This is a genomic window from Enterococcus sp. AZ177 (genome assembly GCF_050544585.1).
Lineage (GTDB): Bacteria > Bacillota > Bacilli > Lactobacillales > Enterococcaceae > Enterococcus_L > Enterococcus_L plantarum.
On the sequence record NZ_CP172944.1, the window covers coordinates 722570 to 749063 of the forward strand.

The 26494-nt window shown below is 37.0% G+C and carries 23 protein-coding genes and 1 riboswitch; of the genes, 20 read left to right on the forward strand and 3 right to left on the reverse strand.

Annotation, left to right across the window (positions count from 1 at the left end; all coding sequences use genetic code 11):
* Positions 1–80: 80 nt before the first annotated feature.
* A complete protein-coding gene (locus IGJ34_RS03495; RefSeq protein ID WP_206838153.1) occupies positions 81–578 on the reverse strand; it encodes a DUF4303 domain-containing protein in 498 nt (165 codons plus the stop codon).
* 265 nt (positions 579–843) lie between these two features.
* Positions 844–1012: riboswitch (M-box (ykoK) riboswitch) on the forward strand.
* A 131-nt stretch (positions 1013–1143) separates the two neighbouring features.
* On the opposite strand from IGJ34_RS03495, the gene IGJ34_RS03500 reads away from it, so the two are divergent.
* The 15 genes from IGJ34_RS03500 to IGJ34_RS03570 all read left to right on the forward strand — a co-directional run bounded on the left by IGJ34_RS03500 (position 1144) and on the right by IGJ34_RS03570 (position 17877).
* Complete coding sequence (locus tag IGJ34_RS03500) at positions 1144–2061, forward strand: LCP family protein (protein WP_069653347.1); 918 nt, start codon at positions 1144–1146, stop codon at positions 2059–2061.
* 148 nt (positions 2062–2209) lie between these two features.
* Positions 2210–3544 carry an FAD-dependent oxidoreductase gene (locus tag IGJ34_RS03505; protein ID WP_430598131.1) on the forward strand — a complete coding sequence of 445 codons (1335 nt, stop codon included), beginning with the start codon at positions 2210–2212 and terminating at the stop codon, positions 3542–3544.
* Positions 3534–5006 carry a helix-turn-helix domain-containing protein gene (locus IGJ34_RS03510; protein ID WP_069653349.1) on the forward strand — a complete coding sequence of 491 codons (1473 nt, stop codon included), beginning with the start codon at positions 3534–3536 and terminating at the stop codon, positions 5004–5006. Before IGJ34_RS03505 ends, IGJ34_RS03510 begins: the two co-directional genes overlap by 11 nt.
* 242 nt (positions 5007–5248) lie before the next feature.
* Positions 5249–6757, forward strand: coding sequence for a glycerol kinase GlpK (gene glpK, locus IGJ34_RS03515; RefSeq protein WP_111247384.1), 1509 nt, complete (start codon positions 5249–5251; stop codon positions 6755–6757).
* Between the two features lie 17 nt (positions 6758–6774).
* Positions 6775–8610 (forward strand): type 1 glycerol-3-phosphate oxidase, encoded by a 1836-nt coding sequence (gene glpO, locus IGJ34_RS03520; protein WP_430598132.1) that lies wholly within the window; start codon positions 6775–6777, stop codon positions 8608–8610.
* Position 8611: 1 nt separating this feature from the next.
* Positions 8612–9331 carry an MIP/aquaporin family protein gene (locus IGJ34_RS03525; protein WP_069653352.1) on the forward strand — a complete coding sequence of 240 codons (720 nt, stop codon included), beginning with the start codon at positions 8612–8614 and terminating at the stop codon, positions 9329–9331.
* Positions 9332–9645: 314 nt separating this feature from the next.
* A complete protein-coding gene (locus tag IGJ34_RS03530) occupies positions 9646–11373 on the forward strand; it encodes a Na/Pi cotransporter family protein (protein ID WP_069653353.1) in 1728 nt (575 codons plus the stop codon).
* 189 nt (positions 11374–11562) lie between these two features.
* The gene (locus IGJ34_RS03535) at positions 11563–12495 is read left to right on the forward strand and encodes an alpha/beta fold hydrolase (RefSeq protein ID WP_430598133.1); all 933 of its coding nucleotides are present in this window, start codon (positions 11563–11565) and stop codon (positions 12493–12495) included.
* Between the two features lie 97 nt (positions 12496–12592).
* Complete coding sequence (locus IGJ34_RS03540) at positions 12593–13138, forward strand: 5-formyltetrahydrofolate cyclo-ligase (protein WP_430598134.1); 546 nt, start codon at positions 12593–12595, stop codon at positions 13136–13138.
* A 9-nt stretch (positions 13139–13147) separates the two neighbouring features.
* Positions 13148–13858 carry a rhomboid family intramembrane serine protease gene (locus tag IGJ34_RS03545; protein WP_069653356.1) on the forward strand — a complete coding sequence of 237 codons (711 nt, stop codon included), beginning with the start codon at positions 13148–13150 and terminating at the stop codon, positions 13856–13858.
* A gap of 16 nt (positions 13859–13874) precedes the next feature.
* Positions 13875–14093: a YqgQ family protein gene (locus tag IGJ34_RS03550; protein ID WP_010760500.1), complete on the forward strand. Its 219-nt coding sequence runs from the start codon at positions 13875–13877 to the stop codon at positions 14091–14093.
* Positions 14094–15065, forward strand: a complete 972-nt coding sequence (locus tag IGJ34_RS03555) for an ROK family glucokinase (RefSeq protein WP_430598135.1) — start codon at positions 14094–14096, stop codon at positions 15063–15065.
* 15 nt (positions 15066–15080) lie between these two features.
* Positions 15081–15479 carry a rhodanese-like domain-containing protein gene (locus tag IGJ34_RS03560; RefSeq protein ID WP_111247377.1) on the forward strand — a complete coding sequence of 133 codons (399 nt, stop codon included), beginning with the start codon at positions 15081–15083 and terminating at the stop codon, positions 15477–15479.
* Between the two features lie 133 nt (positions 15480–15612).
* Positions 15613–15987: a DUF488 domain-containing protein gene (locus IGJ34_RS03565; protein WP_111247376.1), complete on the forward strand. Its 375-nt coding sequence runs from the start codon at positions 15613–15615 to the stop codon at positions 15985–15987.
* A gap of 18 nt (positions 15988–16005) precedes the next feature.
* The gene (locus IGJ34_RS03570) at positions 16006–17877 is read left to right on the forward strand and encodes an FAD/NAD(P)-binding protein (protein WP_430598136.1); all 1872 of its coding nucleotides are present in this window, start codon (positions 16006–16008) and stop codon (positions 17875–17877) included.
* Positions 17878–18054: 177 nt separating this feature from the next.
* Here the strand turns inward: IGJ34_RS03570 and IGJ34_RS03575 are convergent, their stop codons facing one another.
* Entirely contained in the window at positions 18055–18222 is a 168-nt protein-coding gene (locus tag IGJ34_RS03575; protein ID WP_010760505.1) for a DUF3042 family protein, read from the reverse strand.
* 431 nt (positions 18223–18653) lie between these two features.
* On the opposite strand from IGJ34_RS03575, the gene galE reads away from it, so the two are divergent.
* Together galE and IGJ34_RS03585 are read left to right on the forward strand one after the other, a co-directional pair.
* The gene (gene galE, locus IGJ34_RS03580) at positions 18654–19640 is read left to right on the forward strand and encodes a UDP-glucose 4-epimerase GalE (protein ID WP_069653361.1); all 987 of its coding nucleotides are present in this window, start codon (positions 18654–18656) and stop codon (positions 19638–19640) included.
* Positions 19641–19687: 47 nt separating this feature from the next.
* Positions 19688–21157 (forward strand): UDP-glucose--hexose-1-phosphate uridylyltransferase, encoded by a 1470-nt coding sequence (locus IGJ34_RS03585; protein ID WP_430598137.1) that lies wholly within the window; start codon positions 19688–19690, stop codon positions 21155–21157.
* A gap of 268 nt (positions 21158–21425) precedes the next feature.
* Here IGJ34_RS03585 and IGJ34_RS03590 read toward each other — a convergent pair whose 3' ends face one another.
* On the reverse strand, positions 21426–22439 hold the full coding sequence (locus tag IGJ34_RS03590; protein ID WP_430598138.1) for an immunoglobulin-like domain-containing protein: 1014 nt from the start codon (positions 22437–22439) through the stop codon (positions 21426–21428).
* Between the two features lie 241 nt (positions 22440–22680).
* Here IGJ34_RS03590 and IGJ34_RS03595 point away from each other — a divergent pair, with 241 nt between their 5' ends.
* The 3 genes from IGJ34_RS03595 (at position 22681) to dnaX (ending at position 26486) form a co-directional block, all read left to right on the forward strand.
* Positions 22681–24174, forward strand: a complete 1494-nt coding sequence (locus IGJ34_RS03595) for a helix-turn-helix domain-containing protein (RefSeq protein ID WP_430598139.1) — start codon at positions 22681–22683, stop codon at positions 24172–24174.
* A gap of 121 nt (positions 24175–24295) precedes the next feature.
* Positions 24296–24574 carry a YiaA/YiaB family inner membrane protein gene (locus IGJ34_RS03600; protein WP_069653365.1) on the forward strand — a complete coding sequence of 93 codons (279 nt, stop codon included), beginning with the start codon at positions 24296–24298 and terminating at the stop codon, positions 24572–24574.
* A 151-nt stretch (positions 24575–24725) separates the two neighbouring features.
* Positions 24726–26486 (forward strand): DNA polymerase III subunit gamma/tau, encoded by a 1761-nt coding sequence (gene dnaX, locus IGJ34_RS03605; RefSeq protein ID WP_430598140.1) that lies wholly within the window; start codon positions 24726–24728, stop codon positions 26484–26486.
* The last annotated feature ends 8 nt before the right edge of the window (positions 26487–26494 follow it).

Sequence of the window (26494 nt, forward strand, 5' to 3'; positions counted from 1 at the left end):
ATAGAACATAATTTTAGTAGCTAAGAAAAAGGAAAAGGAATCAGAGCAAACAGATTTCTGTTTTACTGATTCCTTTTTCGCTATTCTATTTGAAAAAAATCTGACATGCCTATTTTTTCAAATCGTTCTTGTGAGTCGGCTGGCGTTTCATCATGATCATAAACGAGCAGTTTGAAGTCTTCTGTTTTTGGGATTCGTTTAAATGTTTCGTTATCGGTCAAAAGAATGAGTTGCTGGCAAAGCCATTCAAGAACTACCTCAATATCTTGTTCATCTTCTACCCAATCATCAAATAAATGAAGAGAGGCAAATCGCTGATTTTCATCCCAATCACCGGAATTGTACTTCATTTCTTCCAATTGTGTTTTAGTGTAGCCTTTAGTTGCGTAATAACTGGTTGTTTCTCGCCAAAGGTCTACTGTATTAAAGCATAAGTTGATTTCACCTTCCTCATAAATATTGCAGTCCAAAGCAAATGCATAAAATCGTTCATCGGAATGATCTAGTAAAAAATTGTCAATGCTGTCTGTTAAAAAGTTAAAAAAATACTCTTGCTGTTTTTCTAAAAAATGGTCCATTTATAGCCTCCAAAAGTTGGGTCTTTTAAACATTGAAACAGATAAAAGAAAGAATGTCTATCTAAAGTTTTTTTTTTAGTTGGATAGTCATTTTTTAAGAAAATATAAAGATTTTTTAGTGAAACGATTTATTAGCCAGCGTGGATTTTACCGTGGGAACAAGCACAGAGTCGGTTTAGTTTAGGAACATAACTACACAAGTTGGATAACGTCTATCAAATTTAATTTGACTTTGTGATTCGATACGATTATAGTTTAAAATGAATTAAATACTTGTTAGGTGAGGCTCCTATATAAACACAGGCTACTGCTCAGTAATGTCGAAAGACAGGTATGGGTAGGACAAAATTCGTCGAATTAAGGCGTTTTTCAAAGTAGCTAAAAGCAATGCTTTTTACGTTATATAGTGCTAAAACTCAACGAAGAGAAGAGTAAGGTACGTTCTAAATAAATGGCAAATGTCATCAATTTAAACGCCTATAGTCTAATCCCTTCGCTGAGTGCTCTTGGTGAAGTTTTTTGTTTTTATCCAATGAATTAGCGGAGCTATAGAAAGGAATAACCAATGAAGAAATCTGTAAAAATAGTGATTATCACGGTATTATCTATTCTTCTTGTCGTTGTCAGTGTAGGATGTTATGCAGCCATTTCATTCCAAACAGCCAAGGAAGAAAGTGAATCAACATTGTCCAATAAGAACCAGAATTTCACTGGTGATGAACAAGCAAGTGATAAAGAGTTGACTGTGATGATCGTCGGAAATGATTCAAGAGATGACGATGAAGACCAAGGGCGTTCAGATACGCTTATGGTAGCGCACTATGATGGGAAAACGAAGCAGCCTAAATTGATTTCGATTATGAGAGACAGCTATGTAACTTTTCCAGATGGCGGACAAGATAAAATAAACGCCGCATATGCATATGGTGGTGCACAAATGACAAAAGACGTGCTGAAAACGAATTTTGATTTACCAATCAATTATTATGTAGTCATGGATTTTAAAGAATTTAGTGATATTATTGACGAGCTTTATCCAAAAGGGGTAACGATTGACGCTGAAAAAGATATTAATTTAGACGGTGTGGATATCTTTAAAGGGAAACAAACATTACATGGTAATAGTTTACTGCAGTATGCTCGTTTTAGAATGGATGAAGAAGGCGATTTCGGTCGGATCAGACGTCAACAACAGGTGATGGATGCTTTAGTAGAGCAATCTAAAGATTTGATTCCAATTTGGGAATTACCACAAGTAGCAGGGAAAATGGTCGGAAAAATCGATACAAATGTACCCACAAGTCTTCTAATCGATTTAGCAAAAGATTTTCTAACTGGAAAAGTGAAACCATTAAAATCACTATCTGTTCCCGTAGAAGGGTCATGGAACTTCAATGATTATACTGAATCTGGAAGCGTGATTGAATTAGATGAACAAACGAATGCTGAAGCGATTCAGAATTTTATGAAAGACAAAGAATAACATAATGGATCCGTTTGCTCTCCTTGATGTGGGTAAACGGATTTTTTTATAAAAACGGAAAGTAAATCAGTTTAATTCTATGCGATTAGACCAAGCGTATGCTATTCTTTAAGAAAGCGTTTTTTTTATTTAGAAGGAAGGGTTTACTATGAAAGTTGTGATCATTGGTGCATCTTTTGCTGGCGTGTCGGCTGCTTTGGCTATTAGAAAAAAACACCCCGTTGCAGAAATTCATTTAATCGAGAAACAGGAAACGATTGGTTATTTGCCGGGAGGAATCAACCGGTATTTTAATAAAACAAGCGAATCTATTCAAACTGCAGAGTTTATTTCAGAACAACAATTAATAGAAAAGGGTATTTCTTTGTTGTTAAATGCCAAAGTGGTCAGTATGGATTCGAAACAGTATATCGTTAAGTATGAAAAACAAGCAGCAACGTTTTTTATGTCTTTCGATAAATTGATTTTAGCGACAGGTTCTAGTCAATGGTCGCAGAAAATTCTGGGTAGTGATTCAGAAAAGGTATTAAAATATAAATTTTTACCTGGCGTTTTACAAGCTATTGAACGATTGGAAAGGAGTGATAAAGTAGCCTTGATCGGTGGTGGACAAATCGGTGGGGAAGCAGCAGATATGCTGTTGAAAAAAGGAAAAGAAGTGCATCTTTTTGAGCGGATGGATTATTTATTATTCAAGTATTTCGATGAGGAGATGATACGACCAGTACAAGCCGAAATGGAGTCTCGAGGTGTTGTATTTCATTTTGATGAAATGGTTGAAAAAGCGATCGACACAGATGAAGGTCTACTGATTGAAACAAAGAAATCTAAACTGTTATGTGATAGTGCGATTTTTGCGATGAATGTCCGTCCGGATCTAGGCTATTTGGATGAATCTATTCAAACGCATACAGATCAGACTGTTTTTGTAAATGAGTACTTGCAAACCTCTCAAACAGATATTTTTGCAATCGGTGACTGTATTCAGGTCCAGTATGGCGTGTCAAAGGACTCTTTTTACATTCCTTTAGTGAATAATGCGGTTAGAGCTGGCTTAGTTGTAGCTCAAAATCTTGTTGAACCAACAACACCATTTGTCGGCTCGCTTCGAACGATTGGAACAAAACTTGTTGATTATTATATCGCAAGTACTGGGTTGACGGAAGCAGAGGGGCTCTTTCACGGGCAGTCAATTGCTGTTGCCCATGTTCAGCAAAAAAGTGCTCAATTTTCAGGATGTGAAAAAATTTGTGGAAAAATTATTTTTGAAAAAGAGAGCCACAAAATTTTGGGAGCACAATTAATTTCCAAAGCAAATATTTTAGAGAAAATCAACACACTAGCACTTGGTATTCAAATGGGTCAAAAACTTGAAGCGCTTTATCAAAAAGATTTCTTGTATCATCCATATTATTCCAACGTGATTGACATCACGAATCAGTTAGGATTTGAAGGATTGTGGAGTGATACGGATGAAAATTGAAGAATTATTAGATAAGAAAGAAGCAAGAGAAATCGGGATTTTAAAGAAAGTAATTTTGGCTGGCGGTCGAATTGCAGATCATGAGTTGCTAGATTATTTAGGGGTTTCAAAGGCTTCTTTAGAAAGTGATTTGAAGGAATTAAGTTATTACTTGAAACCTTACGAAAAGGACTGTTCCCTTTTTTATGATGGACAATGGGTGGCTATTCACTTGTCTGATCATTTTTCAGTTAGTAAGGTTTTGGATGATTATGTCCGCGCATCAGTCAAATTTCAATTGATCGATTATTTATTTCATTATCGAGAATTTACGATCGTTCAGCTCACTACAAAATTTATGATCAGTGAATCTTCGTTATTTCGAAAGATCAAAGAGTTAAATTTAATAGTAAAAGAATTTGATCTTAAAATTCGTAATGGTCAGCTAAAAGGGGAAGAGTTGCAAATCCGCTATTTTTATTTTCAAATTTATTGGTTTTTGACGCCTTATGATGTACATCAAGAAAAAACATTGACCATTCAAAATGCAAGAATCATTGAAGCACTCGAAAAAGCTTTATCGCTTTCTTTTGAAGAACAAGGCAAATTGAAGATTAGTTTGTGGCTGACGATCAGTAAAAAAAGAATTGCGGTACAGCCGAAAGAGTACAAAGGATTATCTAGTAAGAGTCAGGGATACGAACAGGATCCTTTTTTTAAAACATTGCGCTCTTTTGTTTTGCGTTTCTTTAGCCGCTATCCACTTGAAATCGATGAAGAAGAAAGCCTATTGCATTATATTTTTTTAATGAGTATGTCCGTTTTGGCTGAATCGGATTTCGCTGAGTATAGTTTGATTCGAGGTAGACGTACACCGACTTCATTAGCGGATACATTCGTGTTGGAGCATGTGATTTTATATTATCGGCCAAAAAAATTTTTCCCGGATCTGGAGAAAAAAATCTTCTATTATTTTTCTCAAATTCATAGTCGGCTCTATTTTTTTAAAGGAGAGTTGGAGTTATTTGATCGCGAGAATATTTGGCAGAAAGAACAAAGTCTTTCCAGTCATCAGTTGGCGGACTTCTCCCGTGTGCTTTTAGATAAAAGTTTGGAATGTTTTGATCGTCATTATGAAAAAGGCAATAGCTTACATGAATGGTCGTTAGTGAAATATCTTAGTGTGCTGGCAATTATTGATTTTGACATTGTTGGTGAAACTCGAATTGGAATCGATTTAAAGATGGACCACTTATATAAAGAAGTTATGACGCAAGTATTGGTTTTGAGTTTGAAGAATTTAAATGGCTTAACGATTGAAACTTACAATGCCCAAAAAAGCTATGATTTGATGATCACAAATGTTATGAAGCCGAATGTATATCGTTCAGTAAAGGAAGTATACGTGTTATCCGAGTTAGGCTCAACTTACGATATCAATCAAATTAGGAAGAAAATCAGAGCATTACACAATAAAAGATGAATTGAGTGAAAAAGCCCAAAAACCAAAAGAGTGCGTTGTTTTGGTTTGGGCTTTTCGTCGATAGGACAAAGAAAGAAGCAAAAACCTTCAATTATTTTTGAAATAAAAAAAAATATGACATTTTTAGGAAACGATTTGCGATTATTATTAATATATAAAATAGAGCGTTTTCATTACGGGGTTTATTTATCAGCCGAAGCTAAACAAGCCCACTACGCTTTTAAAATAGGGAGGAAATCATTATGACAGAGCAAAAGTATATCATGGCAATCGACCAAGGGACGACTAGTTCAAGAGCGATTATTTTTGATAAAAAAGGCAACAATATCGGGAGTTCTCAAAAGGAATTTACTCAAATTTTTCCTAAAGCAGGATGGGTCGAACACAATGCTAATGAAATTTGGAACTCGGTTCAATCAGTCATTGCAGGTGCCTTGATTGAATCAGGAGTTAAGCCTTCTGATATCGCAGGCATCGGTATTACCAATCAGCGGGAAACAACGGTCGTTTGGGATAAACAAACAGGATTACCAATCTATAATGCAATCGTGTGGCAATCTCGTCAATCTTCATCTATCGCCAATCAGTTAAAAGAAGAGGGTCATGGTGAGTTAATTCATGAAAAAACTGGATTGATCGTAGATGCTTATTTTTCCGCAACGAAAATTCGTTGGATTTTAGATCATGTTGAAGGAGCTCAAGAACGAGCTGAAAAAGGAAATCTGTTGTTTGGAACGATTGATTCATGGCTCGTTTGGAAATTGACAGGTGGGGAAACGCATGTAACGGATTATTCCAACGCAAGTCGTACCATGTTATTCAATATTCATGATTTAGATTGGGATCAAGATATTTTAGATATTTTAAACATTCCACGTGTGATGTTACCGAAAGCTACATCGAATTCTGAAGTATATGGGTTGACGAAAAACTATCATTTCTACGGTAGTGAAATTCCGATCTCAGGTATGGCAGGTGACCAACAAGCTGCGTTGTTTGGACAAATGGCTTTTGAACCGGGAATGGTAAAAAATACGTATGGTACAGGTTCATTTATTGTCATGAACACAGGTGAAAAGCCACAGCTTTCTGATAATAATCTATTAACAACGATTGGTTATGGGATCAATGGCAAAGTCTATTATGCCTTAGAAGGAAGTATTTTCGTAGCAGGTTCAGCCGTTCAATGGTTGCGTGATGGTTTGAAGATGATTCAAACAGCTGCTGAGTCAGAAGCTGTAGCAAATGAATCTCATAATAAAAATGAAGTTTACGTTGTTCCTGCTTTTACAGGTCTAGGAGCACCGTATTGGGACTCGGATGCAAGAGGCGCTGTATTTGGGTTGACAAGAGGCACAACAAGAGAGGATTTTGTAAAAGCTACATTGCAATCGGTGGCTTATCAAGTGAGAGATATCATCGATACCATGCAAAAAGATACTGGTATTGCGATTCCAATCTTAAAAGTAGATGGAGGAGCCGCGAATAATGATTTATTGATGCAATTTCAAGCAGATATCTTAAACACTTCTGTTCAAAAAGCACAAAATTTAGAAACAACTGCTTTAGGTGCTGCGTTTTTAGCTGGTTTAGCGGTTGGCTTTTGGAAAGATTTAGATGAATTAAAAGAATTTTATGAAGATGGACAAGTGTTTGAAGCGAAAATGTCCGATGAAGAACGGGATGATTTATACGAAGGCTGGCAACAAGCTGTCGCTGCTACACAAATGTTTAAACATAAATCAAAATAAGGGAAGAAGTGAGTGGTATGTCATTTTCAATCAAAACAAGACAAACATCTATTGAAAAGATGAAGTCTGAAGAATTAGATTTATTGATCATTGGCGGTGGTATTACAGGTGCGGGCGTCGCCCTACAAGCAAGCGCTTCTGGTATGAAAACAGGGTTGATCGAAATGCAAGATTTTGCCGAAGGAACGTCTTCTCGCTCAACGAAATTAGTCCATGGCGGGATTCGTTATTTGAAAAATTTTGATGTAGAAGTTGTGGCGGACACGGTACAAGAACGTGCTGTCGTTCAAGCGATAGCGCCTCACATTCCAAAGCCAGACCCAATGCTTTTACCGATTTATGATGAGCCCAAAGCAACGTTTAATATGTTTTCTGTCAAAGTTGCAATGGATTTATATGACCGCTTGGCGAATGTGATCGGTACAAAATATGAAAATTATACGTTAACAAAAGAGGAAGTGTTAAAACGGGAACCGCAATTAAAAAGTGAGGGGCTACAAGGTGGCGGTGTTTACCTCGATTTTAGAAATAACGATGCTCGTCTTGTTATCGAAAATATCAAACGGGCGGCTTCTGATGATGGTTTGATGGTCAGCAAAGTCAAAGCGGTAGGCTTTATTCAAAATGAGCATGGTAAAATCGTTGGCGTAAAAGCAGAAGACTTGCTGACGGGTGAACAGTTTGACATCAAAGCAAAAATTGTTATCAATACGACGGGGCCTTGGTCTGATAAAGTGCGAGGTTTAGATACAAAAGAAAATGTAGTGCCGCAAATGCGTCCGACAAAAGGGGTCCATCTTGTTGTAGACAATAGCAAATTACACGTACCACAACCAACTTATTTTGATACAGGTAAACATGATGGTCGGATGGTCTTCGTTGTTCCTAGAGAAAAGAAAACGTATTTTGGCACGACGGATACAGATTATACTGGGGATTATGAACATCCTACTGTTACACAAGAAGATGTCGATTACTTGTTGGAAATCGTCAATAGCCATTATCCTAAAGCCAATGTGACCATAGACGATATTGAAGCAAGCTGGGCAGGCCTTAGACCACTGATTTCAGAAAATGGTGGATCAGATTACAACGGTGGCAATAATGGCAAAGTTTCTGATGAAAGCTTCGATCAAGTAATCGAGATTGTTGATAAGTATAAACATCAACAAGCAACGCGTTTTGATGTTGAAAATGTATTGAATCACTTAGAAGAATCACTAGCTGAAAGCAAAGAAAACCCTTCAGCAGTTTCTCGTGGCAGTTTATTGGAACGCTCAGAGGATGGTTTACTGACATTATCAGGAGGGAAAATCACAGATTATCGTAAAATGGCGGAAGGGGCATTGAAAGAGATTCAACGAATTTTGAAAGAAGAATTTAATCGTGACGTTCAGTTGATTGATTCTAAAACATACCCTGTTTCTGGCGGAAATCTTAATGTGGCAAATGTTGAAGAAGAACTAACTAATCTTGCGAAAATCGGTGTAGAAAAAGGGTTGGATCAAGAAGAATCTGAGTATCTAGCTCACTTATACGGTTCAAATGTAACCGAACTATTTGAAAAAATTGCTACGACTGAACCAGTAACAGGGTTAAGTTTAGCTGAAACATTGGCGCTCCATTATGCGTTGGATAATGAGATGATACTGACACCAGCAGATTATCTTGTCCGTAGAACGAACCACTTATTATTCATGAGAGATACACTGGATGAAGTCAAACGAGGGGTTATTTCTGAAATGAGTCATTATTATAATTGGACCGAAAAACAACTAGAAGACTACACAACTGAATTAAATCAATTGATTGCCGAATCTGATTTGAGTGCATTGAAAGAAGGGAAGAAGTAAAATGGATACTTCAAATATGACACAGATTTTCAGTGAGTTTTTAGGGACGATGATATTGATTCTTTTAGGAGACGGTGTTTGTGCCGGAGTTAATTTAAAGAAAAGTAAAGCCGCAGGATCTGGATGGATCGTGATTGCGTTTGGTTGGGCAATGGCAGTAACAATTGCAGTATACGTTGCAGGCTATATGGGACCTGCTCACTTGAATCCAGCAGTGACGGTTGCGATGGCAATGGCGGGAAGTTTTGAATGGAGCTTAGTTGTACCGTTTATTTTAGCGCAAGTACTAGGAGCAGTTCTAGGAGCTGTTTTAGTTTGGTTAGCCTACTTACCACACTGGCAAGTAACAAAAGATCAAGGAGCGATTTTAGGGACGTTCGCTACAAGTCCTGCGATTCGTAATTATCCAGCGAATATGGTAACGGAAGTGATTGGAACATTTGTTTTAGTGTTAGGTTTACTGTCATTTTCACAACACAATTTTACAGACGGGTTAAATCCATTAGTTGTAGGAGCGTTGATTTTGTCGATTGGTTTATCTCTAGGTGGACCTACAGGATATGCGATCAATCCTGCGCGTGATTTTGGTCCTCGTTTGGCACATCAAATTTTGCCGATTTCAACTAAAGGAGAATCGGATTGGCGTTATTCATGGGTTCCAATCCTTGGACCTTTAGTCGGTGCGGTAGTGGCTTCTGGTGTTTATATGTTGATGGTTTGATTTTTATTGTAAGTTTACGAGAGGTTGGGACAGAAGCTTATTTCCGAAGAGATTGCTTCTGCTCCCACCGTTTATTCAAATTCCTTGAGGGGGAAGATGGCTTGTAGAGGTATCTCCTACCCTCTTTTTTTGTTGGGTTGATTAGGACAACATTAATTTTAGTGTGAAAAAACAAATATTTTATTTACAAGAGGGCTGTTTTTTTGTACCCTTAAATAGGATTGAGGTGACAAAGAGTATTACAATCGATTTTTCTATTTTTTAGTCAAGATTGAACGAGCGTAATCAGCTTCTAAAATAAAGGAGGAACAGGTGTGTCCTATCAAGAAATGTTATTTCCTTTTCTCGGAGGATTAGGGATTTTTCTATTTGGTATGAAGTATATGGGGGATGGTCTGCAGAAGTCTGCAGGTGATTCGTTACGGGAAATTTTGAACACTTTTACATCGACACCGCTCAGGTCTGTATTGGCAGGCATGATTGTTACAGCAATTATTCAAAGTAGTTCGGGGACTACAGTTTTAACAGTGGGATTGGTCAGTGTAGGGTTCATGTCGTTGCGCCAAGCTATCGGGGTGATCATGGGAGCAAATGTGGGAACGACAGTGACGGCTTTTATCATTGGGTTCAATTTGAGTTCGTATTCGTTGCCGATCATTGGTGTAGGTTCTATTTTACTGTTCTTCTCAAAAAGAGAACGAATCAATAATGTGGGGCAAATTTTGTTTGGTTTTGGTTGTCTATTTTATGGACTAAAGCTAATGGGTGAAGGAATGGCGCCATTGAGTACGTTACCTCAGTTTGCGGATTTAATGGTGGATGTTTCACATCATCCTATTTTAGGCGTAGGGATCGGAACTATACTTACGATGGTTTTGCAAAGTTCAAGTGCAACGATCGGAATTTTACAACAATTATACAGTCAAGGGAGTCTAGCAATTGAAGCAGTTTTACCAATTTTGTTTGGAGATAATATCGGTACAACTATCACTGCCGTCATTGCAGCATTAGGTGTCAGTCTTGCTGCTAAGCGTACAGCAGCATCACATGTGATATTTAATTTAGTGGGTGCCGTTATTTTTACAACATTGCTGACACCATTTACAGCGGTGGTTGTGCGTCTATCCAGTTGGCTCGAGTTAAAACCTGCAATGCAAATTGCTTTTGCCCACGGGTTATTTAATATTTCTAATTTATTGATCCAATTTTGGTTTATTGATAAAATCGAGTGGCTTGTGCGGAAAATGATTCCTGGCAAGGATAAAAGTATTGATTTTAAACCATCTAATCTGAATGAATCGATTATTCAAAATTCAGCTACATTAGCATTGAATCAAGCGAAAATCGAACTACTTCAAATGGGCGAGTATGTTTTAGGGGCCTTTGAAGCAACAAAATCTTATTATGCAAAACAAGACAGTATCGATAAGGAAAATGCGAGCCAGTATGAGACTGCGATCAATGATACGGACAATCGCTTAACAGAATACTTGGTGCAACTGTCGGCAACGGAGCTAACGATTTCTGAGAGTCATGAACAAACAATGATGTTAGAGTTAACAAAGGATTTAGAACGAATTGGCGATCATTGTCGTAATATTATTCAAAATCTCAATGAAGCGATTCATCTTGAAAAGAGGCAAAAAGCCAAAGAGAAAAAAGCAGGTAAAGTTTCCGAGCGTGAGACACTGATTTTATATGATGAAGATGTGGTAGATTTATTTGAAAAAGTTCTTAAAAATATTCGAGATTCTTTAATCGTCTTTGAAAACGATGATAAAGAAATGGCAGCTCACATGTTAAGTCGAGAAAAACAAATTGATCAGATGGTCAAAATGCTGCGCAAAAAATATATTTCTATTATGAATAGTGGAAAAGGTCGTGCGGCTGATGGTGTTTTGTTTATTGATATTGCATCTAATCTAGAGAGAATGAGCGATCGAACGATTCATATGGCTAAATATGTTTTAGGCGAACGGTATGGAACAGAGGAAATTGTTGTCGATCAGTCGATTAATCCAGTGATTACACTTCAAACATAAGAATAAAAAAGCCTTTATGATCCTATTTTGATGATCGTAAAGGTTTTTTTCAGTTTTAATCGATTGAATGTTCATCAGTTGCACCTTTCAACATCTATAACATAATAAAAAAAGAAAATGCACATTTGACTACTTCATTTAATCAGAATACTTTATAATAAATAGTATCAATTGAGAAGAGGTAAGAGTATGAAACACAACACTTTTTTGTCATCCGATCAAAAAACAATGAGTCATTTTATCTGTTGGGAGCCTACATGCGAGGCAATCGGAACTGTACAAATCATTCATGGAATGGCAGAATATATCGAACGTTATCATGATTTTGCGAAGTATTTAAATGATGTGGGTTTTGTTGTAGTCGGTCATGATCATTTAGGTCACGGGGAGTCTGTTCTACATGATCAGCCAAAACATGGCTACTTCGGAAAAGGAGAGCCTGTAACGTTTGTTTTAGATGATATTCATCAGGTCGAAGAATGGATTGGAGAAAACTTTCCGAATTTACCACATTTTATGCTAGGCCACAGTATGGGTTCATTTGCGTTACGTAATTATTTACAATTGTATAGATCTGAAATCAGCGGAGCTATTTTTATGGGAACAGGTAAAAATGCTGCCATGTTGTCTTTAGCTTTGTCTTTAACAAAAGGGTTAAATCTAACGGCGCCAGAAAAACAAAATAAATGGCTGGATCATATGGCTTTTGGTTCTTTTAGTAAGCAATTTCCAGAAGAGAGTCGTTTCAATTGGTTAAGCCGAAATCAAGAAAATGTAAAAGAATATGAAAATGATCCATTAACTGGTTTTACGTTCACAAATAATGGTTTTTATACCTTATTCCGTTTAGTTGATGGAGCGAATCGTGAAGGTTGGGCACAGAATATCGATCAGGATTTACCCATTTTAGTGATTAGTGGTGAGCAAGATCCAGTAGGAGATTTTGGCAAAGGAGCTAGAAAAGTGGCAAAAGAATTAGACGAAGCAGGAATCAAAGATGTTTCGCTCGTGTTATTTGCAGAATTGCGTCATGAAATTTTACTAGAAAATGAAAAAACTGAGGTCTATAAAGCAATCGGCGCTTGGCTGCAAAAAAGACTTGATGCAGATATAAAAGACTAGAAATCTGTTTGCTATTTAGTGGGTTTTTCTATAAACTACAAGGGAAGGTTAAAAAGATATAGGCGTTATAAATCAAAGCGATTTACTGTGTGGAGGGATGAACGTGGAAAAAGAACGATTGAGGAAACTAGGTTTAGCAAACTTAAAATGGCTTCACGAGCACCCAATACTAAAAGAGCAAAAAGAACAAGAGATCAGCCAAGCATTATTCAATGATCCTTATTGGCAGAGTGCAGAAACCATCGCGATTACTAAACCACTAGACTTTGAATTTAATACACATCTTTTACTTGAAAAAGGCTGGTTGGAAGGGAAAAATATGTTAATGCCGATTGCTGGTAGTAAGCGACAGTTGACGTTTCATTCTGTAACGACTGATACGAAATTCAAAAAGTCAGCATTTGGTGTGGCTGAACCTATTTCGGCACCTGTTGTATCTGCTGAAAAAATCGATTTAGTCGTTGTACCTGGAATTGTATTTACACATGAGGGGTTTCGAATTGGTTTTGGCGGTGGGTTTTACGATCGTTTCCTGCAACAGTATAAAGGGGAATCATGTAGTTTGGTATTTAGTGAGCAGATGCAAGAACATTGGCAGGTAGAAACGTTTGATTTACCTGTAAAACGATTATTTATCAGCTAGGAGGAACTCATGGATTATCAAACACAAATGAAATTAAAAAGACTATTAAAACAACCACTCGTGACGTATCTGTTACTTGGCATCACTACAATCGTATTTTTAGGAATGGAACTGTCAGGTGGCTCAGAGAACAGTCAGGTTCTGATTCGTTGGGGTGCGATGTCTAGGGTAGAGATTCTTTATTTAGATCAATATTGGCGTTTATTCACACCGATGTTTTTGCATATCGGTTGGTTGCATTTTGTGGTAAATATGGTGACACTCTATTATGTAGGTTCACAAGTTGAGAGTATTTACGGTCACTGGCGTTATCTGCTCATTTATCTATTAAGTGGTGTGTCTGGAAATATTATTAGTTTTACGTTTGGTTCGCCAAACAGTATATCAGCAGGCGCTAGTACTGCTTTGTTTGGACTATTTGGAGCGTTTGTTATCTTAGGACGTCATTTTAAAAATAATCCAGCAGTCTCATTTATGGTTCAACGTTATGCAACATTTATTGGAATCAACTTGGTTTTTAACTTATTTAGCAGTTCGGTTGATATCATGGGTCATATCGGTGGCTTGATCGGTGGGCTTTTGGTAGCATCTGCTTTAGCGGTACCCGATCGTTCAGAAGAGTTCAATATTCATGAACGGATCATATCTGGCATCATTTTTGTATTTTTGTTGGGCGTTTGTCTAGTCTTGGGTTTTAAAAAATTCGGTTTACTTGTATAATAAGGAAGTGCATTTAATGGAAACGCTATATGATGTACAGCAATTATTTAAACAATTCGGTATTTACATTTATGTAGGTGCAAGAATTTATGATATTGAGTTGATGATGATTGAATTGAAAAATATTTACGAAGGTCACTTAATTGATAGAGACACGTATCTTCATGCGAGGAGTGTTTTGCAACGAGAACATCGAATTGAAGAAAGCAGAGCAACTGAGAAAGGAACCGAGTAAATGGACAAGAAATTGATTGGGATTGATTTAGGCGGAACAACGATTAAGTTTGCGATTTTAACAACGGATGGAGATGTTCAGCAAAAGTGGAGTATTGAAACCAATATTCTGGATGAAGGACGTCATATCGTGCCGGATATCATCGAATCAATCAATCACCGAATCTCTCTTTATGAAATGAAACAGAAAGATTTTATCGGAATCGGCATGGGCACTCCAGGTAGTGTAGACATAAAAAAAGGAACAGTAATCGGAGCATACAATCTTAATTGGACAAAAAAACAAAATGTAAAAGCACAAATTGAAGAAGCAACGGGTATTCCTTTTGTTTTAGATAATGATGCCAATGTGGCGGCTTTAGGTGAACGCTGGAAAGGTGCTGGGGAGAACAATCCTGATGTTGTTTTCATTACACTTGGAACGGGCGTTGGCGGCGGGATTATTGCAGAAGGTAACTTACTGCATGGTGTAAACGGCTGTGCTGGCGAAATTGGGCATGTAACGGTTGACCCTGGTGGTTTTGAATGTACATGTGGCAAACGTGGTTGTTTAGAAACTGTTTCTAGTGCAACGGGCGTTGTTCGAGTTGCTCGTCATATGTCAGAAGAATATGCAGGTGATTCTCAGTTGAAACAAGCAATCGATGATGGGCAAGATGTGTCAAGTAAAGATGTATTTGATTATGCCCTAGCAGATGATCCGTTTGCGTTGATGGTAGTGGATCGAGTATGTTATTTCTTAGGTCTTGCCATCGGAAACGTAGGAAATACCTTAAATCCGTCTAGTGTCGTAATTGGCGGTGGCGTTTCTGCAGCGGGTGAATTTTTACGCAGCCGTGTTCAAACTTATTTTGAAGAATTTACTTTCCCAGAAGTTCGAACTAGCACGCAAGTCAAACTTGCTGAGTTAGGCAATGAAGCCGGGGTTATCGGTGCTGCCTCACTTGCATTACAATTCTCGGAGAAAGAGTAAGAAAGGGATTTTAGAATGAACGTTTTATGGATTATCAATGGAATTTTAGTAACAATTTTATTAGCAATGGGGATCAATGAGTTATACCTTAGAATTATGGCAAAACGCTCTGCCAAAACAATCACAGAAGAAGAATTTAAAGAAGGGATGAGAAAAGCGCAAATCATTGATGTTCGTGAAAAAGACTCATTCGATGCAGGCCATATACTTGGTGCGCGCAGTATGCCGTATACAACGATCAAAACAACGTTGAATTCCATTCGTAAAGATCAACCTGTCTATATTTATGATCAAAAAAAATCATTAAGTATTCGTACAGCAAATCAATTACGTAAAAATGGTTACAAAGATCTTTATATTTTAAAAGGCGGCTATGAAGGCTGGACTGGTAAAACGAAAAAGAAAAATGCTTAACTAATTAAGCACAGAGAGAAACGACGGTTCGAATCTGGACAACGTTTACTTCTCTGTGCTTTTTCTTATGATTCAAATGATAAATCGTTTCTTTTTTTCTTAATTAGGCTAAAATAAAGAAGAGGTGACTAAAATGATTCAAATCAAAAGAGCTTACGAAAAAGCAAGACCTGATGATGGTTATCGAATATTAGTCGATCGCCTATGGCCTAGAGGGATGTCAAAGGAAAAAGAGCAGTTAGATTTGTGGTTGAAAGAAATTGCTCCTTCAAATGACCTTCGAAAATGGTTTAATCATGAACCAGATAAATTTCCTCTTTTCAAAGAAAAATACTTAATTGAATTACAATCAGGTGAAGCACACATTGCTTGTCAAAAACTTTTAGACATTACAAAAGAGTATCCTGCTATCACGCTGATTTATGGTGCAAAGGATGAAGTGTATAATAATGCTGCAGTACTAAAAGAAATGGTAGAAAAAATGAGTCAAATAAATCGTAGAAAATAAGTTGAAAAGGGGAATTTCATGAAAATCGCGATTGTTGGAGGTGGTCCTCGCGGGCTTTCTGTTTTAGAGAGAATTGTTGAGTGGTCAAGAGATGAACAGGTGATTCAAATTACAATGTTCGATCCTTATGGACCAGGAGGCAAAGTCTGGCGAGAAAATCAGTCATTGTCTTTGCTGATGAATTCAGTTGCCTCCCACGTGACGTTATTTACTGACGAAACATTAAGTACTAAAGGACCTGTTGCGAAAGGTCCAAACCTATATGAGTGGGCGCAAGGAGAAGCTGCTGAATTTATCAAGAAAAACAATGTTGAAAATCGAACGGTATTACTGGCAGAGTGTCAAAATTTAGGCCCAAATGATCACTGTTCACGTGTTTTCTATGGATTATATCAAAGATGGTTTTATGAATATGTCCAAACACGAATGACAGAACAGACTTCAGTAAAATTCTTTAAAGATACGGTTAGGGCTGTCAAAACCCAAGATGATACGTTTTTAGTCTATACTAAAGCAGTTGAGACAACAGTGGATACAGTTATTTTGGCCTTAGGACATCAAGAAAATGAACTTGTTGGAAACGAAAAAGCGTTAGCTGAATATGCGAGCGAACATCGTTTATTTTATTCCTCACCAAAAAATGCTGCAGATGCTTATCTTGAAGCAATCACAGAAAACACGCCAGTTTTGATCAGAGGACTTGGGTTGGTTTTTTTCGATTATCTTACGTTACTGACAAGCGAGCGAGGCGGAGTATTTAAACAGCAAAATGAAGAACTCGTTTACCTTCCTTCTGGAAAAGAACCTAAGATTATTGCAGGCTCTGGTCGAGGGATTCCGTATCATGCCAGAGGGGCTAATCAAAAAGGCTATGGTGAAGAGTATCAACCACGCTTTTTAAAAGAAAAGAGTCTAAATAAGTTTAAAAGAAAGGGCAAATTTTCTGCGGAACAATTTTTTGAGCTGTTAAAAAAAGAAGTAGAATTTGTCTATTATTCGGCGTTGGTGAAGACAAATTATCCTCAAATAAATCAGAACCGATTTAATGAAGAGTTTATCCGTACAAAGGGTGCTGACTCGATTTTGGAAAAATATGGCATCCATCAAAAAGATCGTTGGGATTGGTCAGCTATTGAACATCCAGACCAAGTGGTAGGACCAGCCGATTCTTTTCAAGAATTTGCTAAGACATATTTACATTGGGATCTCAAGCAGGCAAGAAAAGGGACGATTTCAGGGCCTTTTGCAGCAGCATTAGATAGTTTGAAAGATTTGCGGGATGAAGTTCGTTTTATGCTTGATCATGAATTATTTACAAATGATGACTACAAAAAATGGTTGTGGGATTGGTTTACTCCGTTGAATTCCTTTTTATCAATCGGTCCCCCTTTAGAAAGAATTGCTGAACTAAACGCGTTGATGAAAGCAGAAATCGTAACACTTCTGAGTCCAGAAATGGAGATAGCGACAGAGGCAGGTTGGTTTATTGGCTCTTCTAAAAAAGACTCGAATCAAAAATATAAAAGCCACTTTTTAATTGAAGCGAGATTGTCCAAAACAGCGAATCAGATTAGTTTAAACCCGTTGGTACAACAGCTTTTAAGAGATGAAATGGCAGACTTACATCAATTGGAATTAGCATCAGGAGAAGTTTATCAAACAGGTGCACTTTTAGTAGAGCGAGAAACCAATCAAATACGGTCGAAATCAGGAAAAGTGCTGAGTGGGTTGTTTTGTTACGGGATTCCAACAGAAGGAATTCATTGGTTGACAGCTGCAACAGCCAGACCTGGAACAGATCCATGGAATCTTAGGGAAGCAGATTTGATAGCTGGAACGATCTTTGAAGGAAAACAAAATATGAAAGGAGGATGGAACAGAAGTGTTTAACCTCAAGAACCAAGTAGGTAGTATGTAACATCAACTTGGTTCTCTTTGTGTTGGGCTTTTGCTCCAATCTTTTAGTCTCCTTTGTTATTCAAAAAAATCCTGTTTATGATAAAAAGCATCACAAACAGGATTTTCTATTTACTGCTAAAGTCAAACGGTATAATACCGCTATTTGTATTATCTAGAAATACGTTTACGCATTGCTTTTTTACGGTTTTCCTCAATCATATCTTCTTTTTCTTCGATTGGATCAAGAACTGTTTTTTTGATGGTCGCCGCAAAACCGACAACAGCAGCACAAGTTACAGCTGTTCCGACAAGCATTCCTGAAATAAATTTTTTCATATACATTCTCCTCTCAATTGTTTATACATTTCTATTATGAACCAAAATAAGAAAAAAATCCAATAGAGTGTAACAAATGCTTATATAGTTATCTAATTCTTATTGTTTAAAAAGGATGTAATCGCAATATGAATTTGTTTCAAAAATGTGTTGCACAATTTAATAAATAGGTTAGGATTATAGGAATAATGATTAAGTGAGTAAAACACACTATGCAAAAAAATCTGCTACTGATCAAATCACCTATTTTATACATAATCTTAGTGAGACAAGAAGCTAAACTAGATTATTCAATCAAGCAAATAGACGAAAAATCAATACCTAGCAGATTTATCTAGTGCAAATGTTGATGATAGAGTAAGAAAGCTGTAGAATAAAGAATATATATCATGATATTAATAAATGTTTTATTCAAATAAGGAGGCAGTTACATGTCAATTTTAGTTTTAGGAGGGGCAGGCTACATCGGTTCCCATGCGGTTGATCAACTGATTGATAAAGGGTATGAAGTCGTAGTAGTTGATAACCTTCAAACGGGACATAAACAGTCGATTCATAAAAATGCCGTATTTTATCAAGGAGATATTAGAGATAAAGGCTTTATGCAAAATGTCTTCAAACAAGAAACGATTGATGGTGTGATTCATTTTGCTGCAAGTTCATTAGTCGGTGAATCCGTTGAAAAGCCATTAGTTTACTTTAATAATAATGTTCATGGGACACAAATCGTTTTGGAAGTAATGGAGGAATTTGGGGTTAAACAAATCGTATTTTCTTCTACAGCAGCTACATACGGAGAGCCTAAGGAGATGCCGATTGTAGAAACTACGCCGACTAATCCAGAAAATCCTTACGGTGAAAGTAAACTGATGATGGAAAAAATGATGAAATGGTGCGACAACGCTTATGACCTACGTTATGTTGCACTGCGGTATTTTAATGTTGCTGGAGCAAAAGCAGATGCGTCCATCGGGGAAGACCATGATCCAGAAACGCATTTGATTCCAATCATCTTGCAAACCGCTTTAGGGCAACGAGACTATCTAGGAATTTATGGAGATGACTATGATACACCAGATGGTACTTGTATCCGTGATTATGTTTATATTGAAGACTTGATTGCAGCTCATATTGCAGCGTTGGACTATTTACAAAAAGGGAATGAGAGTACCGTTTTTAATTTAGGTAGTAATACTGGTTATTCAGTCAAAGAAATGGTAGAAGCAGCTCGACAAGTAACTGGTAAAGAAATTCCGGCTAAAGTATTGCCACGCCGTTTAGGTGATCCAAGCAAACTGGTTGCCTCAAGCGAAAAAGCAAAAATGATTTTGGACTGGCAACCTCAAGTTACAGATATCAAGCAGATCATCAAAACAGCGTGGGATTGGCATGTCAGCCATCCGAAAGGGTACAAATAATTCTATAGAACAGTGCAGTTAGCTTTTTAAATTTAGGGGGAAACATTGTGTCAATTAGTCAAACTATTACTGACTTTGTAACAGTAGCGATTCAAGCAGGTGGTTGGATGGAGCTGGATCGTCTCTACTTGCAAAATCGTGTACTTGCAATGATTGGTGAAGAATCGTTAGAATCTATTTCTCCAACTATAGTGACAAAAACATCCTTGGAATTGTTAGATGAATTAGTGGTTCAAGCGATAAAAAATGGTAAAGTCAAAGCAGAACCAGAAGAGTTAGCCATTTTCAAGGCGCAAATAATGGATTTTCTGACGCCACCGCCTTCAGTTGTGAATGCTCTTTTTGCGCAACATTATGAGAAAGACCCAGCGGATGCGACGGATTATTTCCATAAATTGACTCAAGAGAATGATTCGATTAAAACAAGAACTAGTGCAAAAAAAAGTGTTTTCCCAGTAGAAACGGAATACGGGCAGCTTGAGATTACGATCAATTTATCAAGATCCGATAAATCTCCCCACCAACTTGCTTCTGCTGATCAAGATTCCCATGTAGGTTATCCTAAATGTGTTTTTTGTATGGAGAATGAAGGCTACAAAGGTCGAACGAATTATCCTGCTAAAACCAATCATCGTATTATTCGAATGAACTTAAATGGAGAAAGCTGGGGATTTCAGTATTCCTCCCATCCTGATTATAATGAACAGTCGATTATTTTCTCTGAGGAGCATCGCCCGATGGTTATTTCTAAAGAGACTTTTCGTCGGTTGATGAAGATTGTTGAAGTATTGCCACATTATTTTGTTGGATTTAATGAGGATGTACCAATTGTCGGGGAGACTACCTTAACTCATGATCATTATCAAGCTGGACGGCATGCGTTCCCATTGGAGAAAGCTGAGATAGAACAATATTTTGAGTTAAGTGATTTTCCTCTAATGAATGCCGGCACCGTTAAATGGCCAATGTCTGTGATTCGATTGAAAAGTCCAAATTCAGAAGATTTAGTTGAGGCGGCTACATTGATTTTTGAAAAATGGCGTAATTATTTTGATAAGACGGGTTCGATTCAGGCTTTTTCAAAAGAGGAAGCGTCTCAGCATAGCATCGCGGCGATTGCTCGTCGTAAAGGGCAGTTATTTGAATTGGATTTAGTTTTACGTGATAACAAAGTTTCTGACGACTATCAAGAGGGCATTTTCCCTCTATACAAAGAAATTCAACAAAATCTAAGTTTAGCAGAAGTGATGGGCTTAGTTTCATTACCCTCATATTTAAATGATGAGCTACAAGAAGTGGAAAAATATGTCTTAGAACAAGAAAACCAAATGACAGATTGTCATAAGTCATGGGCAGATCAGTTGAAAGAAATGTATTCTTTTGATGAAAAAAATATTAAAAAAATAATCCAAAAAGCAGTTGGAGAAAACGTAGTACATGCTTTAACTGATGCCAGTGTTTATAAGCGAACACCAGAAGGGCAAGCGGCCTTTAAACGATTTATTGATAGTTTGTAAAATTGGCGCAGCCAAACAATTACAAAATGAGCAATTACAAATACTTAGAATTCAGTACTTGTAATGAGGAAAATGATAATCGCAGCGAAAGCCATAAAAAGGGTGTGAGACAAAAGTAAAAATTACTTTTGTTTCACACCCTAAATGGGAATAAACGGTGGGAGCAGAAGCAATCACTACGCTTCGCTTCGATCACATCAAATTCTAAGTGCTAAAGAACTAAGATTTGAAGGCTGCGGAATTGAACGCTTCTGTCTTAGCCTTTTCACTATTTATATGCAATGGCAAATAAATTGATATCATCATTAATACAACTTTGTAGAGTAATGCGTTCTCCGCCACCTGCACCAATGGTAAGATCCCAATAATCAGTTCCTGTACCAACTTCTGTTCCATAGTCATCCAATTGAAGGATTGTACGAACTGTATAAGTAGTAGGGGTGCCATTTCCATCTGTTACAACGATTTGACTACCTGACCCTAAAGAGAATACAGCAGAGAATACGCCAGGGTTATGCCCAATAAAATGAGTGTTTTGGCCGTCATCACCTGATTGAACTGCAGCTCCTCCCCAAGTAGAAGCAACACCGCCAGGGTTTGAATCGATAATACTTTGGCCACTACCTTGTCCGCCATTTTGATAAGGAATCGATTGTCCATTCATGGTGATCGTCATTGCGCTAGATAAAGACTCAGCTTGTGCTTCTGGTGCACTGGCAGGTGGAGCTAAAGCAGGTTCAGTAGATACCTGTTCTACGGCAGATGTTTCCGTAGGAGGCGTTATTACTGGTTCGCTTTTTGGAACAATATGGAAAATTCTATCGGAAGTGCCAGTATTTCCGTTCGTATCTGTTACAGTAAAATGAATAATTTGTGTGCCAACAACTGATGTGTCAAGTGTTGAATCAGTTGTTACACTTGCCGAAACATCTCCGTCTTTATTATCAGATGCATTGACTCCATCATAAATATTGATTTGAGTATTTTGTTCAATTGTTTCTTCGGGTGCATTGATTGTTGGAGCTGTAGTATCTTTGGTCGTATTTAAGGTGATCATTTTTTCTTTGCTCTGTTTTTTCATAGGCGCTGTCGCCATTTTAGCCAGCTCATTGCCTGTTGGAACATTTTTTATTAAGGTTGACTTTGCTTTTTTGGGTTCACTAGCCAAACTATTTGCTCTACTAGCAGTATCGCTAAAAATATACCCGCCAATAATTAGGAAAATACCCAAAATACTGATGAAACCAACGATGATAGTGTGTTTAATTGTGTTTTTTTTCATGTAGAATCCCTCCAAAAAATGTGGTGAGATTTTCCATTTATCGATAAATTTTAAATCCGCGTTTTTATATTTTCATAATAGTACCTGTTTTTAAATAAACCAATTGAGTTGCGCTTTAGATTAATTCAAAAAAGGGGTAGAAGATGCTATAATTATTGTTAAATAGGGATTTCTTCAAAAAAAACTCAACTATTGGAAAATTTTGAAGAAAAATTTATTAAAGGTGAAATGAGGAGAGAAAATGGAGAGATTATTATCGCCATCTATGCATCGAAGAGTGTTGTTGTTGAACTTATTAAATGGGCCAAATAGCTGGGTCACCTCTGAGTATCTCGCTGAGAGTATTGAGTGTTCAAAGAAAACAATTATGTTGGATTGTCAGTACATAGAAGATCGCTGGTCAGACTATCTGACGATAGAGACATCCAGAAAAAATGGGATTCGGCTGATTGCCTCCCCACACCGATCGATCCACGATATTTATAATGAGATCATTCAAGAATCAAATGCCTTTTCTTTATTAGAATCGATTTTCTTTGAACCGATGCAACCAGCAGTTTTTTGGGAGAAAAAATTATTTTTAAGTAACTCTAGTTTATACCGGTTGTCTAATTTGATCAGTTCGGCATTAAAAGATCGAAATATTCAAATGAGTCGTTCGCCATATTTTGTGCATGGAAAAGATGAACGACAAGTTCGCTATTTTTTTATTTGCTACTTTATGGAAGTCTATGGGATTCGAGCATGGCCGTTTCATTTAGACCGAGAAAAGATTTTTCGCTTGTCAAATAAGATCAATAAGAAATTTAATTTGGAATTGAATGATAGCCAAATCGTTCATTTAGCCTATTCAATCGCGGTAACTATTATTAGAGAACGACAAGGTTTTTTGATTCATAACCGAAAAGATCCAATCAATTGTTTTGTCAAAACTACAATCGACATTAGAAAATATCAATCCGATGTGGAGGAGATTGCGGAACCCTTAAATGTTATTCTTCCTGATAATTGGTATGAGGATTTTTGTTATTCCATCTTTTGGTGGGATTTTGGTTGGGACAACGAACAAGAAAAAGTGAATGTTATCAATCAGGCGGAAAATTTAGTCAATACGATCAAAAATGCCCTTTCTATTTCTATTTCAGAACAGAGTAAGGCAAGCATTATTCGCCTGATTGAATATATATATGCGAAGCACAAAATGTTTCCTTATAAGAAATTTATGGTCTATGATCGTTACTTGTATTCTAGCCTAGCCATCAAACAAAATTTCATAGTGTTTACAGCGGTTGTTAATAAAGCGTTGAGTGTGTTGGAAGCGAAAATGAAGTTTCCGTGGAAAACAATGTATTTAGATGAGATCCTTCATGAAATGGCGATTCGTTGGGAAAATCTAAGCACACTTACCGACGAAATGAGGCATCAGCTATCTGTTTTAGTTTTGAGTGATTTAGGCAAGGAACATGCACAACTACTTCGTTCTGTATTAAAAGAAAATTTCCGAAACAAAGTCGATCTCTTTGTTCAAGAAAGTCATTATTATGACCAAACAATAAGTAGCTCTGATCGAAATTACGATTTATACGTTTCAAACTATGCTGTTGAAACGGTAGATGAGGAAATCAACATGATCGTAGAAGATATTCCATCATTTAAAAATCTCACTGATTTACGAAAATACATTGATAGAAGACGCTTAGTGTTACCGAAGGATATTGCGTATTTAAATGCCTAGATAGTTATATTAAATGATCGGTAAGGTCAATAAATGGTTAGAAAATTAAAAATTTAAGTGTTCTTTAATAAATAATAATGATATACTGAAAGAGTACTATTATTTATTAAAGGAGAGAATTATGAAAAAGAAAGCTTACAGAAACACACCTGCATTTGTCTTTCTAAGTTGGGGATCATTTGCCTTTTTTGTGGCACTGATGTTGATTGGTTTGTACACACTAAAAGAACCATTAATGGTTAAAGGATACTATTTGATGGGATCAGTAGGATTGATTTCTTCCTCATTTACACTTTCAAAAGTGATCAGAGACAATCAAGAAGATGAAGAACGTTATAATCAAATGTTCCGAGCAAATGACGTATTAGCGAAAAAAGAAGAAACAGATACACACATTTAATAAAGAATAATAAGGCTGGGATGTGACTCATAGAGTGATGTTACAGCTTCTTTTTTTGAAAAAATTTTTAATGTGTTCGCTTTTTTTAATGCCTTATCCATAAAAATCACGTATAATAGAACATAGTGAAATTCCGAGGGAGGGGTAAATTATGGCTTATCAAGCTTTGTATCGTGTCTGGCGTTCGCAGCGTTTTGATGATGTTGTTGGTCAAAAAGCAATTACGCAGACCTTAAAAAATGCGATCATACAAAAGAAAACCTCGCATGCCTATTTGTTTACCGGCCCTAGAGGAACAGGGAAGACAAGTGCGGCGAAAATTTTTGCTAAAGCAATCAACTGTAAACATAGCATAGACGGAGAACCGTGTAACGAATGTGAAACTTGTGTTGCGATCACAGAAGGGCGTTTGAATGATGTCATAGAGATCGATGCGGCTAGTAATAATGGGGTAGAAGAGATTCGTGATATCCGAGATAAAGCAAAATATGCCCCAACACAAGCAGATTATAAAGTATACATCATCGATGAAGTGCATATGTTGTCTACAGGTGCGTTTAATGCCTTACTAAAAACGTTAGAAGAACCACCGCAAAATGTCATTTTTATTTTAGCGACAACCGAACCTCATAAGATTCCGTTAACGATTATTTCAAGAACACAACGTTTTGATTTTAAAAGAATCAGTACGCAAGACATCGTAGATCATTTAGGCTATATTTTAAAGCAAATCAATGTCGAGTTTGACGAACAAGCATTGTATGTTATTGGTCGAGCAGCAGAAGGTGGCATGCGGGATGCTTTGAGTATTTTGGATCAAACGATTTCATTTAGTGATGAAAAAGTCACACTGACTGATGCGATGCAGGTTACGGGTAGCTTGACTTATGAAATGATGGACCAATATATTTCCAACTGTGTGTCAGGTGATGTTGAACAAGCATTAGAAGTGTTGGAAAGTATTCTCAGTTCTGGAAAAGAAGCAAGAAGATTTTTAGAAGATTTGTTATTATATTGTCGAGACGTACTTATGTTCCAGCAAGCGCCTAATTTGTTAGCTGAAAAAGTCGGAAATCTAACAGAAAATTTCAAAGAGTTAGCAAAACATACTGCTGCTGAAAAGATTTATCAAATGATTCAAATTCTAAGCGATACTCAAAATGACATTCGTTTCACCAATAATGCTAATATTTATCTTGAAGTAGCGACCGTTAAATTAGCAAAATCTGTTAAAAAACCAGTAGAAGTTTCGAATGAAACCCAATCGACTCCACCAGAAGAGATTGCAACGCTGCAGCAACAAATCGAACATCTACGAAAAGAATTAACTGAGTTGAAGAAAAATGGTGTGACAGCTAAAGAAGCTGAACCTGTTAAAGTAACACGAGCGACAAGCAGCAAAAATACGCTACGGATCCCAACAGAACTAGTGTATAAAGTGTTGAATCAAGCAACTAAAGATCATTTATTGAACGTCAAAAATGTCTGGGATGATTTATTACAGATGATGTCTGTGACACAAAGAGCGATGCTTAAAGCCAGCGAGCCAGTTGCAGCTAGTCCCAATGGTTTAGTGATTGCATTTGAGTATGAAATTGTATGCGGTCGAGCTATGGAAGATGAGGAAATGCAGTTAGCGGTTCATAATAACTTGAGCCGTTTGGTCAATAATTATGCTCCTGATATGGTGTGTATCACCAAAGAAAGCTGGCCAAAGCTACGTCAGTCATTTATCAGCCAAAATAAAGAAACATCAGGTACGGGAGATCCAACAAATGAAGATCGATCTGTTAACAATGAAGAAAATCATTTATTAACAGAGGAAGAACCTGTAAAAGAAGTGAACAATCAAGTAGTAGACGAAGCGATTGCTATGTTTGGCGAGTCGCTAGTTGAAGTAATAAACGATTAAGAGGAGAC